The 16157-nt window shown below is 33.4% G+C and carries 13 protein-coding genes; 10 read left to right on the plus strand and 3 right to left on the minus strand.

Annotated features, from left to right (window positions below; all coding sequences use genetic code 11):
- The first annotated feature begins 50 nt into the window (after window positions 1–50).
- The 7 genes from K6T82_RS01070 to K6T82_RS01100 all read left to right on the plus strand — a co-directional run bounded on the left by K6T82_RS01070 (window position 51) and on the right by K6T82_RS01100 (window position 9685).
- Window positions 51–1928, plus strand: a complete 1878-nt coding sequence (locus K6T82_RS01070; protein ID WP_223704170.1) for a M1 family metallopeptidase — start codon at window positions 51–53, stop codon at window positions 1926–1928.
- A gap of 159 nt (window positions 1929–2087) precedes the next feature.
- Entirely contained in the window at window positions 2088–2702 is a 615-nt protein-coding gene (locus K6T82_RS01075) for a tetratricopeptide repeat protein (RefSeq protein ID WP_223704171.1), read from the plus strand.
- 80 nt (window positions 2703–2782) lie between these two features.
- Window positions 2783–3187, plus strand: coding sequence for a GNAT family N-acetyltransferase (locus tag K6T82_RS01080; protein WP_223704172.1), 405 nt, complete (start codon window positions 2783–2785; stop codon window positions 3185–3187).
- A gap of 154 nt (window positions 3188–3341) precedes the next feature.
- A complete protein-coding gene (locus tag K6T82_RS01085) occupies window positions 3342–3716 on the plus strand; it encodes a hypothetical protein (RefSeq protein WP_223704173.1) in 375 nt (124 codons plus the stop codon).
- 175 nt (window positions 3717–3891) lie between these two features.
- The gene (locus tag K6T82_RS01090) at window positions 3892–4974 is read left to right on the plus strand and encodes an efflux RND transporter periplasmic adaptor subunit (RefSeq protein ID WP_223704174.1); all 1083 of its coding nucleotides are present in this window, start codon (window positions 3892–3894) and stop codon (window positions 4972–4974) included.
- Window positions 4975–5073: 99 nt separating this feature from the next.
- The gene (locus tag K6T82_RS01095) at window positions 5074–8241 is read left to right on the plus strand and encodes an efflux RND transporter permease subunit (RefSeq protein ID WP_223704175.1); all 3168 of its coding nucleotides are present in this window, start codon (window positions 5074–5076) and stop codon (window positions 8239–8241) included.
- Window positions 8234–9685, plus strand: a complete 1452-nt coding sequence (locus K6T82_RS01100) for a TolC family protein (protein WP_223704176.1) — start codon at window positions 8234–8236, stop codon at window positions 9683–9685. Before K6T82_RS01095 ends, K6T82_RS01100 begins: the two co-directional genes overlap by 8 nt.
- A gap of 93 nt (window positions 9686–9778) precedes the next feature.
- On the opposite strand, the gene K6T82_RS01105 is transcribed toward K6T82_RS01100, so the two are convergent.
- Together K6T82_RS01105 and K6T82_RS01110 are read right to left on the minus strand one after the other, a co-directional pair.
- Window positions 9779–11248, minus strand: a complete 1470-nt coding sequence (locus K6T82_RS01105) for an ATP-binding protein (RefSeq protein WP_338083342.1) — start codon at window positions 11246–11248, stop codon at window positions 9779–9781.
- A 291-nt stretch (window positions 11249–11539) separates the two neighbouring features.
- Complete coding sequence (locus tag K6T82_RS01110) at window positions 11540–11719, minus strand: hypothetical protein (RefSeq protein ID WP_223704178.1); 180 nt, start codon at window positions 11717–11719, stop codon at window positions 11540–11542.
- Between the two features lie 562 nt (window positions 11720–12281).
- Between K6T82_RS01110 and K6T82_RS01115 the strand changes: the two genes are divergently transcribed.
- Complete coding sequence (locus tag K6T82_RS01115; protein ID WP_223704179.1) at window positions 12282–12911, plus strand: hypothetical protein; 630 nt, start codon at window positions 12282–12284, stop codon at window positions 12909–12911.
- A gap of 338 nt (window positions 12912–13249) precedes the next feature.
- Window positions 13250–13615 carry a hypothetical protein gene (locus K6T82_RS01120; RefSeq protein ID WP_223704180.1) on the plus strand — a complete coding sequence of 122 codons (366 nt, stop codon included), beginning with the start codon at window positions 13250–13252 and terminating at the stop codon, window positions 13613–13615.
- Window positions 13616–13896: 281 nt separating this feature from the next.
- On the opposite strand, the gene K6T82_RS01125 is transcribed toward K6T82_RS01120, so the two are convergent.
- The gene (locus tag K6T82_RS01125; protein ID WP_223704181.1) at window positions 13897–15249 is read right to left on the minus strand and encodes a GH1 family beta-glucosidase; all 1353 of its coding nucleotides are present in this window, start codon (window positions 15247–15249) and stop codon (window positions 13897–13899) included.
- Between the two features lie 395 nt (window positions 15250–15644).
- Between K6T82_RS01125 and K6T82_RS01130 the strand changes: the two genes are divergently transcribed.
- Window positions 15645–16058, plus strand: coding sequence for a lipocalin-like domain-containing protein (locus tag K6T82_RS01130; RefSeq protein WP_223704182.1), 414 nt, complete (start codon window positions 15645–15647; stop codon window positions 16056–16058).
- Window positions 16059–16157 lie beyond the last annotated feature (99 nt).

A 16157-nucleotide genomic window follows, 5' to 3' on the forward strand; every position in this document is an offset into this window, starting at 1 on the left:
CCACTAATACGTTACCAAAAATTAATTTTAAAAATACCTAAGAACTACTTATGAAAAAGAAAATATTGCAATTTGCAGTACTCGCATTTGTTCTTTTTACTCAAAATATTTTTGCACAGGAGCTTTATATGCCAAGAAATATAAAAGAAGCTTACGCAAATGAAACTCGTTCTAAAGACGGAAAACCGGGAAAAAACTACTGGCAGAATCATGGGAAATACAACATGGAAATTGCTGTTGATCCTAAAACCAGATTGGTAACGGGAACCGAAACCATTATCTATGAAAACAATAGTAATGATACCTTAAAAAGTTTGGCTATTCGTTTTGTAAACAATCTTCATAAGCCATCTTCGCCACGAGGAAGTGAAGTAAACGACGATTTCTTAAGCGACGGATTGACCATTACTTCTTTCAAAATAGAAAATGAAGTTTATAAAGAAGATGCCAGAAAATGGGGGACGGTGGGAACTGTAAAATTAAAAAAGGCAATTCTTCCACATTCTAAAACTATTTTGAATATTCAATGGAATTATCCTTTGTCGAAAGAAAGTGGAAGAGAAGGGCAAATTGACGAAACTACATTTTTTGTAGCATACAGTTATCCTAGAGTTTCAGTCTATGATGATTATAACGGATGGGACAAGCTACCTCATACGGATCGTCAGGAGTTTTATAATGATTTTAATGATTATGTTTTCTCTGTAAAAGCACCAAAAGATTATGTGGTTTATGCGACTGGAGATTTATTGAATCCAGATGAGGTTTTGCAGCCTGATTTTGCATCTAGATTAAAAAAATCATATGCAACTGATGAAATTCTGCATATTGCCAACGAACAAGAAATGAAAAGCGGCATTGTAACTAAACAATACGATTGGAACGTTTGGAAATTTGAAGCTAAAAATATTTCAGATGTTTGTTTTGGCTTAAGCGATCATTATTTATGGGATGCAAGTAGTGTAATTGTAGACAAAAAAACTAATCGAAGAGCAAGCGTTCAAGCCGCGTATGATATCAAAGGAACAGATTTTGTCAATTCGGTAAAAAATAATCAATATGCTTTAGATTGGTTTTCTAACAATTGGCCAGGAGTTCCATATCCGTTTTCTAAAATGACCGCTTTTCAAGGTTTTGCAGATATGGAATATCCAATGATGTGTAACGATTCTGAAATGGGGGATCCGGTTTTTGCACAATTAGTTCAAGATCATGAAGTAGCACATACGTATTTCCCTTTTTATATGGGAATTAACGAAACCCGTTATGCGTTTATGGATGAAGGTTGGGCAACGACTTTCGAATATTTAATCGGAATTGCTGAACATGGTAAAGAAGCAGCAGATAAATTCTATAAGGACTTTAGAGTAAAAAAATATATAACAGATCGATCAACAGAACAAGATCAGCCCATTATAACAATGTCTACTCAGGTGTCAGGCGCGGGTTACGGAAATAATTCATACGGAAAAGCATCACTTTCGTATCTTGCTTTAAAAGATATGTTGGGAGATGATTTGTTTAAAAAAGCGTTGCATTATTACATGGATACATGGAATGGAAAACATCCTATTCCGTGGGATTACTTTAACTCCTTTAATACCGCAGCAGGAAGAAACCTCAACTGGTTTTTCAACAATTGGTTCTTTACTAATAATTATTTAGATATTGCGGTTAAAGGAATTTCTGCAGATAAGAAAGTAATTACGGTAGAAAATATTGGTGGTTTTGCAATTCCGTTCGATGTTATTATTACATACGCTGATAAAACAAAAGCAACTATTCATCAGACACCTGCAATTTGGGAAAAAAGCCCAAAGACGGCAAAAATTATCTTAAAAAGTACGAAGAAAATAGAACAGATTGAACTTGATGGAGGAATCTTTATGGATGCAACTCCCGAGAACAATATTCTGCATCTTAAATGATTACTTCAAAATTAATACATCTAAAAAGCCTCTTTCTAATAAAACAGAGGCTTTTTTATTTTAAAATAAGTAATAAATACTACAAAATGTGGAAAACCGTAAAGTCTTTTATTTGAAAAAAATGTAGGTTTGTAAAAATAAACTAACAATACCAAATTAATGAAAAACACATTTATTCTCATCGTTCTTTTAACGACTTTTAAGTTTTATGGGCAAAATGATCAAAAAACTGCATTTCAAAAGACCAAATACGAATTAGCTGTTTCCTATTACCAAAAAGCCGATTTTGTTAAAGCGATTGATTTATTTTCTTTAGCATCGAAAATTAAACCTGAAAATGAGATTGGTCTGGAAGCTGCCAAAAGAGTAGATACCTTGCGTGAGTTTTTAAGAAAAGAAATTTTGGATCAAGCATTGGGATCTTGGAAAAAATCGGGAAATAAACCAGTTTGGGCAAGCACCGCAAACGATACAACCGAGCAATCCAATGTTGATGAAATTGTGGAAATCTCCGAAACTGAAATTGCTTTTTATGAAATAGATAAAAAAACAAAAGAAAAAAAACTGATCAAAAAAGAAGATTTAATTTATAATGATCAAAGTAATACAGCTTCTTTATTTTCAGAAATTATACTTTCAGATGGAACGATCTGGAACTGCAGTATTGATGAGAAAGCAGATGTGCTTCGCGTGACAAACGTGGCTGTAAAAACAGAAAACGGAATTGAAAAAATAGACAGTGATAACGAAGAGGGTTATTATGTTAAAATATAAACAGAAAAGGGAGTCAGTTGGCTCTCTTTTTTTTATTCCAATGCGAATCGAGTATTTTTGAAAAAACATAAAATAAGGAAATGGAAATAAAAGCAATTAAACCATCAGATACTTGGCAGATCAGACATGAAGTAATGTGGCCGGATCAGCCATTCGAATTTGTTCGGCTCAAAGAAGATGATTTTGGTTTGCACTATGGTGCTTTCGAAAATGATAAATTAGTAGCTATCGTTTCTTGTTTTATTACTAAAGATGAAATGCAGTTTAGAAAATTGGCCACTTTACATTCTTATCAGGGAAAAGGAATTGCATCTAATTTGTTAAAGTATATTTTTGAATCTGCTAAAGAAAAAAATCTACGAAAAGTTTGGTGTAATGCCAGAACAGAAAAAAAAGAATTCTACGAAAAGTTCGGTATGTACGATACAAAACAAACTTTTACCAAAGCCGGACAAGAATTTACTATTATGGAAGTTTTGTTTTAAACTGTTGGTTATTAGGTTTTTGAATTGTGTTTGGGATTTTCAAAATGGATGTTTTTATTTATTTCAAAATGAAAACGTTTTCGTTTGATAGCCAATGTTAAGACTTTCTTATTTTATTTTTTTTGTTCCAATCTTTTATTACTTTCGCACCGAAATGAGAAAGTTAATAGTATTTTTAGTATTCATGAATATGCTTCTGTTCGGCGGAGGCCAATATTTGAATGCCAATACTTTTGGTTCTCATAATCACCATCATCTGCAAAAACACAGAGTGAAATTCACCAATCAGGATCGCGGATCTTCAATTCTAGAAGATGCAGCAGATGTTGATCTAGAAGAAGATCTTTTAGGAGGTGATGATGTTATTCTTACGAACAAGTATTTTGTTTCGTATAGTTTGGTAGACGAATTGTATCTGGCACTTTCAGATCAGTCTGCAACGAATGATTCTAATCGTTTTAAATTTTCTACGCCTGTTTTAGGGCATTCAAATCCTTTATACATTACTCAACGCGTATTAAGAATTTGATTTTAAAGTATACATCGGTTACCTGGGTTTCGATCTGCGTATCTGCTGTTGTATATTTTCTACTTCCGCTTATATGACTTTCAAGGTCTGGACTAAGGCTGACTGATGCATTTTAACATCCAAAAGGAATTTTCATTCCAAAAAGCATTCATTCGCTTAATTTCCAAACTAAATCATGAAAAAAATCATTGTTTTCACAGGCTTAATGGCCTTGGTGTGCTTAACGAGCTGTACATCTAAAAAAGAAGAAAAAGAAGAAGTTGAAAAATTTACGGTTACTAATCCCGTTAAAATCGATACTTCATTTACAAAAGAATATGTTTCACAAATAAAATCTGTGCGAAATATCGAGTTGCGCGCACAAGAAAAAGGTTTTCTACAAAATATTTATGTTGATGAAGGGCAGTATGTAAAAGCTGGCCAATTGTTGTTCAGAATTATGCCAAATATGTATCAGGCAGAATTATTGAAGGCACAGGCAGAACAAAAATCTGCCGAAATCGAATTGCAAAACTCTAAATTATTGGCCGACAAAAATATCGTTTCTAAAAACGAATTGAGTGTTGCCCAAGCTAAACTACAATCTGCAAAAGCAGAGGTTTCATTAGCAAAACTTCATTTGTCATTTACAGAAATCAGGGCTCCGTTTGACGGAACTATCGACCGTATTCCTTTAAAATTAGGAAGTTTAATCGATGAAGGCGAATTGTTGACAAGCCTTTCAGACAACAGTCAGATGTTTGCTTATTTCAATGTTTCTGAGCCAGAATATCTTCAATACGAAACTAATATCAAAGATCGCGCTGATAACAAAGTGGCTTTAGTTTTAGCCAACGGTGATATTTTTAAAGACAAAGGAAATGTTGAAGTTATAGAAAGTGAATTCAACAACGAAACCGGAAATATCGCTTTTAGAGCAAGATTCCCAAATTCTGGAAAACTACTTAGAAACGGAGAAACTGGACAGGTTCAAATGAATGTTCCGCTTAAAAATGCTATTGTAATTCCACAAAAAGCAACTTACGAAATCCAGGATAAGAAATATGTTTTTGTTGTGGGTAAAGACAATAAAGTAAGTTCTAGAGAAATTACTATTACGGGCGAAATTCCTGATTTATATGTAATAAAAACAGGTCTTTCAGAAAATGACAAAATCTTATTAGAAGGAGTTCAGAAAGTAAAAGAAAATGACAAAATTAAATTCGATTACGAAGCTCCAAAAGAGGTTTTAAATCATCTACGTTTAAAAGCAGAATAAGTTTTTTGTTTTTAATAGTTTCAAGTTTCAAGTTCCACGTTGAACCTGAAACCTGAAACTTGAAACAAAAAATACTTTAATCATTTAAAAAATATACAAATGTTTAATAAATTTATACAAAGACCTGTTCTGTCGATAGTAATATCGTTGATTATTGTCTTTTTAGGGGTTTTGTCGGTATTGAGTTTGCCTATTACACAATTCCCTACCATTTCACCTCCAATGGTGAATGTTACCGCAGATTATCCTGGATCTAATGGTGAGTTAATGGTTAAGGCCGTTGTAATTCCGTTAGAAAGAGCTTTAAATGGAGTTCCGGGAATGAAATATATGGCTTCTGATGCCGGAAACGATGGTGAAGCTACGATCAAAGTAGTTTTTAATTTAGGAACCGATCCGAATCAAGCAGCGATTAATGTTCAGAACCGTGTGGCTTCGGTTACGAATAAACTTCCGCCTTTAGTAATTCGTGAAGGTATCAAAATTACTCGTGAAGTACCAAGTATGTTGATGTACGTAAACCTTTATAGTACAGACAAAAATACCGACATGAAATTCTTGTACAATTACGCTGATATCAACGTACTTTCAGAATTAAAAAGGGTAAATGGTATTGGTTCTGGAGACATCTTAGGAACACGTGAATATGCAATGCGTATTTGGTTGAAACCAGATCGTATGTTGGCTTATAAAATTTCTGCCGATGAAATAATGGAAGCATTATCTAGTCAGAGTTTGGAAGCTTCTCCAGGTAAAACAGGAGAAAGTTCAGGTAAACGTTCTCAGGCTTTCGAATATGTATTGAAATATTCAGGACGTTTTACAACGAAAGAGCAATATGAAAATATTGTAGTGAAAGCCAATCCAAACGGAGAGCTTTTAAGATTGAAAGATGTTGCCAAAGTAGAATTCGGAAGTTCAATGTATGATATTTATTCTAATTTGAACGGAAGACCATCTGCCGCAATCGTATTGAAACAATCTTTTGGTAGTAACGCCAATCAGGTTATTGAAGAAGTAAAAGCTAAACTGGAAAAAATTAAAACAAGATTTCCAAAAGGAATGGATTATGAGATTTCTTATGACGTTTCTAAATTCCTTGACGCTTCTATAGAAAAAGTAATCCATACTTTGGTTGAAGCCTTTATTCTTGTTGGTTTAGTAGTATTCCTTTTCTTAGGAGACTGGCGTTCTACTGTTATTCCGGCCATTGCGGTTCCGGTATCGTTGGTAGGAACGTTTGTATTCATGACATTTTTCGATATTTCGTTAAACTTAATTACGTTATTCGCTTTAGTATTAGCAATTGGGGTCGTCGTCGATGACGCGATTGTAGTTATCGAGGCCGTTCACGCCAAGATGGAAGAAGAACATCTGTCGCCATTCAAAGCAACTAAGAAAGCAATGCATGAAATCGCGGGGGCAATTATTGCAATTACCTTTCTTATGGCGGCAGTATTTATTCCGGTAGCGTTTATGTCTGGTCCGGTTGGGGTATTCTACAGACAATTCTCTGTAACGATGGCAACGGCTATTATTCTTTCTGGTATTGTAGCATTGACATTGACACCGGCACTTTGTGCGATGATGTTGAAAAACAATCACGGTCAACCTAAAAAGAAAACACCTGCAAATAGATTTATTGATGCTTTCAACGAAAAATTCAATTTAGCACAAGGTAAATACCAAAATCTGTTGGCGAAAATTGTGAACAGAAGAGTGGTTACCATTGTAGCGCTTCTTGTTTTTTGTGCTGGAACATGGTTAATCAGTAGCTCAGTTCCTTCAGGATTTATTCCAAATGAGGATCAGGGAATGTTTTATGCTGTAATTCAGACTCCTCCAGGTTCTTCTTTAGAAAGAACAAATAATATCGCTGAAAGAGTTCAAAAAATTGCTGAAGGTATTGACGGAGTAAAATCTGTTTCTTCTTTGGCGGGTTATGAGATTCTTTCTGAGGGTACAGGAGCTAACTCAGGAACTTGTTTGGTCAACCTGAAAGATTGGAGCGACAGAAAAGAATCTGTTGTGGAGATCATGCATGATATGGAAGAAAAATGTAAAGATATTGCTGGTGCTAATATCGAATTCTTCCAACCGCCTGCTGTACCTGGATATGGTGCTGCCGGAGGATTTGAGCTTCGTTTGCTGGATAAAACTGGTTCTGTTGATTACAAGAGAATGGAACAAGTAAATAATGACTTTGTTGCTGAATTGAACAAACAACCAGAATTATCAAACGTATTTAGTTTCTATAGTTCTAGTTTTCCTCAATACATGATGAAAGTAGACAATGATTTGGCACAACAAAAAGGTGTTTCTATCGAAAATGCGATGAACAGTTTGTCAACTCTTGTGGGAAGTAACTACGAAATCAGTTTTATTAAATATGGTATTAACTATAAAGTAATCGTTCAAGCCGCACCAGAATATCGTGCGCAACCAGATGATATCTTGAAATTGTATGTGAAAAATGATCGTGATGAAATGGTTCCTTATTCTGCTTTTATGAAATTAGAAAAAGTATATGGACTTTCAGAAATCACTCGTCATAACATGTATACCTCAACGCAGATCAGTGGTTCTCCAGCTGCGGGATATAGTTCAGGAACAGCAATTAAAGTAATTCAGAGAGTAGCGGCTGAAAAATTACCAAGAGGATATGATATTGACTGGGCAGGTATTTCTGCCGATGAGGTGGCACAAGGTAATCAGGCTATTTGGGTATTCTTAATCTGTTTAGGATTCGTTTACTTGGTATTAGCAGCTCAATATGAGAGTTTTATTCTGCCATTATCTGTAATTTTCTCTTTACCGGCTGGTATCTTCGGAGCTTTCCTTTTATTAAAATTAACTGGATTAGAAAACAATATTTATGCTCAGGTTGCCATGGTAATGCTTATCGGATTATTAGGTAAAAATGCCGTATTGATTGTAGAGTTTGCGATACAAAGGCATGCAGCAGGATTATCTGTTTTAGAGTCTGCAATGGAAGGAGCAAAAGCAAGGTTCCGTCCAATTTTGATGACTTCATTTGCCTTTATTGCAGGTTTATTACCACTTACTTTTGCTACTGGTCCAGGTAAAATTGGTAACAGAACAATTGGTACTGCGGCGGCAGGAGGTATGCTTATCGGAACCATTTGCGGGGTATTTGTAATTCCGGGCTTGTATTTCATCTTTGCTAAAATAGCAGAACGATACAAACTCGTAAAACATGAAGAAGAAAATCCATTAACAGAAGAAATTGACAACAATCATGTATAAAGTTAAATTATATCAATATAGTATTGCATTAGCTGTATGTCTGGCAGTTGCAGGGTGTAAAACCCCTGCGCCTGAGGCAGCAATTACTACAAGTACAGCTGTTCCTGATTCGTTTGGCAAAACAACTCAAACTCAGGATGCGAACAATAATACAGCTGCACTAGCTTGGAAAGATTATTTTAAAGATCAAAACCTCATCGATTTAATTGATATTGCTCTTAAAAATAATCAGGAACTAAATATCACTTTGCAAGAAATTGAAATTGCTAAGAATGATATCCGTGTTCGAAAAGGGCTTTTATTGCCAACTGCAGGTTTACGTGCAGGAGCAGGAGTTGAAAAAGTAGGAAGATATACAAGCCAAGGAGCTGGTGACGCTACTACAGAAATTAAACCTGGCGTAGAAACTCCAGATCCGTTAGGAGATTTTACCATTTCGGCTTATGCAAATTGGGAAGTAGATATCTGGAAAAAACTTCGTAATTCTAAAAAAGCAGCTTTAAACCGATATTTAGCTACTGTTGAAGGTAAAAACTTTGTAATTACAAACCTTATTGCCGAAGTTGCCGATTCTTATTACGAATTAATAGCTTTAGACAATCAATTGGATATTGTAAAACAGACCATCAAATTGCAGACTAACGCTTTAGAAATTGTAAAAGTTCAGAAACAAGCAGCAAGAGCAACTGAACTTGGCGTTAAGAAATTTGAAGCTGAAGTGCTGACTTCTCAAAGTATGGAGTTTGATATTTTACAGCAAATAAAAGAAACAGAAAACAAAATCAACTTTTTGCTGGGAAGATATCCGCAGGAAATTAAAAGAACGAATAACAATAATTTCCTAAGTCTTTTACCAGCAGCGGTTAGTTCTGGAATTCCATCTCAATTATTAGAGAATCGTCCAGATGTAAAACAAGCAGAATTAGAATTAGTAGCGGCAAAATTAGATGTAAAAGTAGCTCGTGCAGAGTTTTATCCTTCTTTGGATATTACGGCGGCAATTGGTGTAAATGCATTTAAACCTTCTTATTTGTTTACAATGCCAGAATCGTTGTTGTATTCATTAGCTGGAGATCTTGTTGCGCCTTTGATTAACAGAAATGCGATCAAAGCGGAGTTTGCAAGTGCGAACGCAAGACAAATTCAAGCGTTGTACAATTACGATCGTACGGTTTTAAATGCTTATCTAGAAGTTTCAAATCAATTGTCTAAAATTGAGAATCTTCAAAAAGGATATGATCTAAAGTCTAAACAAGTTGATGCCTTAAATACTTCTATTGATGTTTCTAACGATTTGTTTAAATCGGCAAGAGTGGATTATTTCGAAGTTTTGATGACGCAACGAGATGCATTAGAAGCAAAACTGGAATTAGTAGATACTAAAAAAGAACAATTAAATGCTGCAGTCCATGTTTACAGAGACTTGGGCGGCGGATGGAAATAAATTGCCAATTAATTTGTAGAAAAAAAGCCTTTCGGGAGTAAAATCCTGAAAGGCTTTTTTTATTTATTGCTAATCAAAGAACTGTAATTTGTTTTATTTAGGAATTACGATTCTCGCTTTAAATCCGTTATTGGGTTCTGTTTCAAATTCGATGATTCCTTTAACAGCCTGAATTCGATTTTCCATATTCTGAAGACCATTCTTTGAGATTTTTGTTTTTTCGCAGCCAATTCCGTTATCCGTGTAGTTTATATAGATTGATTTTGGATCGTTTTCAAATTTGATTACAACAAGATTAGCCTTACTGTGTTTTTTCATATTCACCATTAATTCTTGTAAAACGCGACCAATGGTGATTTTTTTAATGTCATCAACCGTTTCCCAGTTCACACTTTCCAAATTAGTGGCAATAATATTTCTTTCGCCGGTATGATAAGCAGAAAGCATTTCCTTGATATTTTGGGTAAAAGCGATACCAATATCAATTTTATTATTTTCTTTTGAAATTCCTCTCACACGACCATAAATATCATCTAATTTTTGAAGCAGATTCTCTTTGGTGTTTTCTTTTGCTAATGACTGAGATTCTGCAAAAGCAATTACCTGAAAAACATCATTGGCCAGTTCGTCGTGTATTTTTTTAGCAATTCGGGTTTCTGTGTCGTACGAACTTTTAAATTCGATAGCCTTATTTTTGTTTTTGTAATAACGGATTAAAATTGCGATTAAAATCAGTAAAAAGAATAAAACAATAGCGAAAACAATTCGAAGGTATTTGGCGGTTTGAAGCGATAATTCGTTTTCTGCTTTTTCTAAACGAAGTTGTTCGTTTTCATCTTTCTCTTTTTTAGAATCATACTTAATTTTAGCAAATTTGTTTTTAAAGTTATTTCTAACCTTAATAATGCTATCATTTATTCTAAAGTATTGTTGTGTATATTTATGATTTTGACCGCTATTATTATTTGAAATTAAAATTTGAAGTGCTTCTAATCTTTCATCTACGCTATTTAATTTAGAGGCAATAGCATAAGCTTCAAGCGCATTTTCGTCTGATTTATGAAGGTCTTTTTGAGAATAATAATCAGCAAGGTGGAGATGACTTTCAATACTTCCATAATTATCATTAGTTTCAATTCTCATTTTAAGTCCTTCACTCATTAAATGAAAACCTTTTTCATCTTGTCCATTTTTAAAATAGGCAAAACCTAGATTGTCTTTAATTATGGCTTTAGAACGTTCTTTAGATTTGTCATTTAAAAATTTTTTATCTAAAATAGATTCCAGCAGTATGATTGCTTCATTGTATTTTTTTTGATAAATATATACCGCTGCAATATTACTCAAAGGTGCTTGTTTGCCTTCAAAACTTTCAGATTCTTTAACAGATTCATTATAATAAAAAATAGCATCATTATAAAGAGAAAGTTCCTTATCAGCAATACCTAAAATATTGTTTATACAGCTTATATGACCTTTGATTTTTTTGGCAAAAGGTAATGCTTCAGTTACAGTTTCTTTACTGCCATAATAGTCACCGTTTACTTGTTGTATAGTTGCCATTTGAATAAGCACATAACTAATATTGGCACTATCTTTTATAGTTTCAAAAAGTAACTTTGATTTATTAAAGTCGTAAAATGCTCTATTGAAATTTTCTTTTTGATAATTTTCATCTGCGTTGTCTCGTAAACGAAGTGCCTCTTTTCTCGAAGATTTGATGTTAGGGTCTATGGTCTTTTTTTCTTTGCAGGAAAAAAGAAAAAGTAGCGGTATTAAATAAAAAAACGGGGACCGTAACATATAAATTTACTTTCCCCGAAAATAGTAATTAATTGCATACTAAATACATTTTTATTCATCTGGATCTGCTGGTTTTGTTGGTGGAGTTTTATCGTCACCAGGACCATCAGCTTTCAAAGTATCGACAGGTTTTTCTATCTTCTTTGTTGGTTGTGTCTCATACTCATCCGGAGTACAAGAAAATATAGTAAATAGTATCGTAAAAGCGATAAATAGTATTAGTTTTTTCATTTTGATTTAATTTAGAAATTAGACATAGGTATTGCTGTCCGGATTTGATCCAGATCTTAATTTGGGCAATACCAAATTGTTTTAGGGAAGTGATTGTGTAGAACGGTAAGACGTAATTTATACTTCCCGAATAAAGTCGGTCTTACGGTTTTCCACAATGATAATTAGAACTAGTTTTATATTTTTGTTTTAGTCTGCAGACAAAACTTGAACTAATTTCTGATGCAAAGGAAAGGCGTTTCTAAGCTATTGTAGATAGGGTATTCCTAGAATTCCCGCGTTTTCCTGAGATTCCCAGGAATTCCCGATCAAATAAAAATGCCAAGCCTGTTTTTGTATTAAATGTTATTTAATTTCATATAAATCTCTATTAGTATAGATGCAAAAAGTCGGGTAAAAGTTGGTTGCCTATGCATAAAAAAAATATAGAAATACTATAGAATTGGAACAAAAATTGAATGTGTAGTAAAGATTGAATAGTAGAGAAATAAAAGGCATATAAATAAAGGTTTTGGTGAATAATAAAAATACAGACTCGAACGAAATTCCTAAAAGACAGAAGATGCACAATTCATTGGAAGCATATAAAAAAGCGATTAAAAATAAATACGAGATAGAAAAAGAAGGAGAGCATTTTGATTATCTCTACAATCCTTCCCGCGGAAAACTTCGCGATTTGTGCTGGCTTATTTTCGAAAACAACCCAACGCAAGACGATCTAAATGTCTTTAAAAATTTACTGTGCTTAGATTTTGATCATTCTAAAAAGAATAAGTTTAAGGAACAAAAAGATAAGTTCAGACCGATTGAAACTTTCTTTAAAGGAGAAACCGATCCATCAAATATTGATGCTATAAATCTGGCAGCCGTGATTGTCGATTTTCAACCGCGCCCTTTTAAGAAGTTTAATGAAAAGTGCAGAATTGAAGAAACAAAACCAATTGAAGTTGTTGGTAAAGAAAAAACGACTGAAATAGAAATTAATGGCATAGAAAAAAGTGTTTTGGTGAATAATGAAAATGAAGAGACGAAAGATGTTCCTAAAAAGGCCAATCTTTTGTTTAATTTCAAAGATTTACTTTCTAAAAAAATAGCTCAGAAAATATATCCTCGCAAAATAATTACGATTGCAATTGGAGCGGTCGCCCTGGTGTCTTCTGCTTGTTTGTATTTTGTGCAGAAAAAAGATTAATTGGAAAAATTTCTAAATGAAATTGAAAAGCATTTTGAAAATTAAAATGCATGAAGTTGTAAAAAGAATGACTTTTTGAAGAATAATTTAGGCTTTTAAAAAATGTGTTTTTCGGCATATATTTACTGTTATTTACACTATAAAGATAAGAAAAAATATCCGTTAAACCTAATAAAAATCAAGGAAATAGCGATTTTTTTTATACTTTTTTACACTTTTTTTTCTTCAAATATTTTTTTCTTTTTTTAGTAAATCTTGCTTTTCTTTCGTAGCCAAATTCTAATAAATTATTTATATTTATAAATCAAATTTTGATTTCGATCGTCAATAAATAAAATATGAAAAAGCTTCTACTTCTATTACTTGTTCTTTGCGCTTTTGGGTGTGAAAAATATGTCGTTTCATTTGAACAACCAACCGATATGAAACTCGACAATTTAAAGTTGGAAGTATTTCTGGATAAAGAAAAGATTCAGGATATTAATTTGAAAGCTACAGAAGCATTACCGACCTATCAGACAATAGAACTATCAATAAAAGAGGAAGGAAAACATCAGCTGCAGATTAAAGCTAAAGACACCACGTTTAGTTACGAGATAAAGTATCCGGAAGAAAGATATATTATGTTAACTTCTCACTTGAAAAATAACGGCAAAATACACATTGGAATCTTAAAACAGAGCTATAAGTATAGATTTCAATAAAAGATTTTTTCTAACCGCAAGGAGCGCAAAGAAAAACGCAAAGTTCGCAAGGTTTAGATAAAGCTTTGCGAACTTTGCGTTTATGAAAGTATCTGTAAATAAAAAACCTTATGTTCTTTGCGGTTAAATCAAGATAGGTTTGTAATTTTTCTAACCGCAAAGAGCGCAAAGAAAAACGCAAAGTTCGCAAGGTTTAGATAAAGCTTTGCGAACTTTGCGTTTATGAAAAGTATCTGTAAATAAAAACCTTGCGTTCTTTGCGGTTAAATGATCACTATCTTTTAAGATAAGAAATCCTTAAACCACAATCCTGAGTTTTTAATGGTTCTTTTCTGTGTTTCAAAATCAACGTGAATCAATCCGAATCTTGCATTATATCCTTCAGCCCATTCAAAGTTATCTGTCAAACTCCAAACAAAGTAACCATCGACATTTAAACCGTCATTTTTGGCCTTTAAAATTTGTTCCAAGTTATCCTGAATAAAGTGCGTTCGTTTGATATCGTGTACTTTTCCGTTTTTTACAATATCTGGAAAAGCCGCTCCATTTTCGGTAATAATGATTTTTTTGATGTTATCATATTCATTAAATTTTTTAAGAATATGATACATGGCAGGCGGGTAAACTTCCCAACCCATATCGGTCGAAATCACATTTCGTTTTTCGGCGCTTACTAATTCAGCACCAATGTAAGGTGTCAAAATCGAAGATTTTACAACTTCTCTAGTATAACATTGCAGACCTATAAAGTCAAAATCGAAAGCGAGATTGTCTAAATCTTCTGGCGCAATATAGTTGTTCAGTTTTTTTAAAACAGAAAGATCTTTTTGCGGATAACCCATTCCTAAAATAGGTTCGATAAAAGTTCTGTTTAATAAAGTGTCGACACGTTTTGCGGCTTCAATATCTTTTGCACTGTCTGTTGCAGGTTCGATATGAGTACACGAAAATGTAGTGCCGATATTAGCATTTGGAATACGTTCCCGAATTATTTTAGCCCCTGCAGCAGTTGCCAAAGTAACATGATGCATGGCTTTTAGATAATTTGTGATTCCTTTTCTGCCAGGAGCATGAATACCTAAAAAGTAACCAGCACCAGTAAAAACGGAAGGTTCGTTAATTACCATCCAGTTTTTTACACGATCACCAAAATATTGTATGCAAACTTCTACATAATCTGAAAACCATGAAACCGATTCGCGATTGGTCCAGCCGCCTTTTACTTCAAGAGCATGTGGCAAGTCCCAATGGTAAAGTGTGATCCAGGGCTCGATTCCAGAAGCAAGCAACGAATCTATAATTTTATTGTAGTAATCAATTCCCGCCTGATTTATCGGATGAACTCCAGTTGGCATAATTCGCGGCCAGCTGATGGAGAATCTAAAATTCGGAATATTTAATTCGTTAATCAGATTAATATCGTCCTGATACGTATTGTAGAAATCGCAGGCAGTAAGGGCATGATGTCCGTTTTTTATTTTTCCTTTCTGAGAGGTAAAAACATCCCAAATAGAAGAACCTTTTCCGTCAGAATCATGCGCTCCTTCAATTTGGAAAGCGGCGGTTGAGACACCCCACAAGAAATCTTCACCAAATTGGTTTTTGTTCAAAAATGAGCTTTCAATTTTATTCATTCAATCTGTACCTTCCTTTATTTAAAACGGTTTATTAATGTAGGAAAGAAGATTGCATTGCTCTTAAAAAAAGCCATTCTTTGAATGATACTAGAAATTTTAGATTGAAAAGTTTCATAACAATTAGTTTTATATCAAATTAATAAAACTAATGTGAAATTATTGTAAATTGATTATTATCAAATGATTAAATAAAAATATAAACAAGAATACTCATCAATTCAGCAATATTTAAAGTAAAATAAGCCAACTTGAATTTATTGAATAATGTTGAAAATTAATTCAATATAATGCGATTTATGTAATATAAAACTGAAATCATGGAATTTTCTGTAGGATTATACATTTAATTTAGCAGTATTAAAATTAATAACAAATCAAACAAAAAATCTACCATGAAAAATAAAGCATTTTTATTAGGACTATTAAGCATCGGTTTTTTTGCAACTTCTTGCAGCAGCGATGATAACGAAGGAGAAACAATTATTCCACTACAAGGGAAATACAACCTTAGACAAACAGGAACAATTGTTGGGGGACAAGAAGTATTAATTGATGCTCCGGCAAACCAAAGTGGCTGTCCTATGGATTATTTAGATCTTAGATTGAGTAATGCTGCCGTTTACGGAGATTATAATGGATCTGAATGTGCCCTTACTGAAAGTACAGGAACGTACGTGAGATCTCATAATGATTTAACGCTAACTATTAATGGTATTACTACAACTAGTGATATAATGAATCTGACAAACAAAGAATTAAAATTAAAAGACAAAACAACTGGTGCTATTACAGTATACAGTAGATAAGAAAAATTGTTTTGAGATAATTTCAATGTGCTTTGAAATGGAAAACGGAAACGACTTTGCAGTTGTTTCCGTTTTTTTATGAATTTTATAATGTGAATT

This window comes from Flavobacterium potami, assembly GCF_020026915.1.
Lineage (GTDB): Bacteria > Bacteroidota > Bacteroidia > Flavobacteriales > Flavobacteriaceae > Flavobacterium > Flavobacterium potami.

Excerpts from the sequence above, each read along its gene's own strand:
- K6T82_RS01120 (WP_223704180.1), top strand. The coding sequence starts at position 13,250 with ATGAAAAAGCTTCTACTTCTATTACTTGTTCTTTGCGCTTTTGGGTGT.
- K6T82_RS01080 (WP_223704172.1), top strand. The coding sequence starts at position 2,783 with ATGGAAATAAAAGCAATTAAACCATCAGATACTTGGCAGATCAGACAT.
- K6T82_RS01105 (WP_338083342.1), bottom strand. The coding sequence starts at position 11,248 with ATGGCAACTATACAACAAGTAAACGGTGACTATTATGGCAGTAAAGAA.
- K6T82_RS01130 (WP_223704182.1), top strand. The coding sequence starts at position 15,645 with ATGAAAAATAAAGCATTTTTATTAGGACTATTAAGCATCGGTTTTTTT.
- K6T82_RS01100 (WP_223704176.1), top strand. The coding sequence starts at position 8,234 with ATGTATAAAGTTAAATTATATCAATATAGTATTGCATTAGCTGTATGT.
- K6T82_RS01090 (WP_223704174.1), top strand. The coding sequence starts at position 3,892 with ATGAAAAAAATCATTGTTTTCACAGGCTTAATGGCCTTGGTGTGCTTA.
- K6T82_RS01125 (WP_223704181.1), bottom strand. The coding sequence starts at position 15,249 with ATGAATAAAATTGAAAGCTCATTTTTGAACAAAAACCAATTTGGTGAA.
- K6T82_RS01070 (WP_223704170.1), top strand. The coding sequence starts at position 51 with ATGAAAAAGAAAATATTGCAATTTGCAGTACTCGCATTTGTTCTTTTT.
- K6T82_RS01110 (WP_223704178.1), bottom strand. The coding sequence starts at position 11,719 with ATGAAAAAACTAATACTATTTATCGCTTTTACGATACTATTTACTATA.
- K6T82_RS01095 (WP_223704175.1), top strand. The coding sequence starts at position 5,074 with ATGTTTAATAAATTTATACAAAGACCTGTTCTGTCGATAGTAATATCG.
- K6T82_RS01075 (WP_223704171.1), top strand. The coding sequence starts at position 2,088 with ATGAAAAACACATTTATTCTCATCGTTCTTTTAACGACTTTTAAGTTT.
- K6T82_RS01085 (WP_223704173.1), top strand. The coding sequence starts at position 3,342 with ATGAGAAAGTTAATAGTATTTTTAGTATTCATGAATATGCTTCTGTTC.
- K6T82_RS01115 (WP_223704179.1), top strand. The coding sequence starts at position 12,282 with ATGCACAATTCATTGGAAGCATATAAAAAAGCGATTAAAAATAAATAC.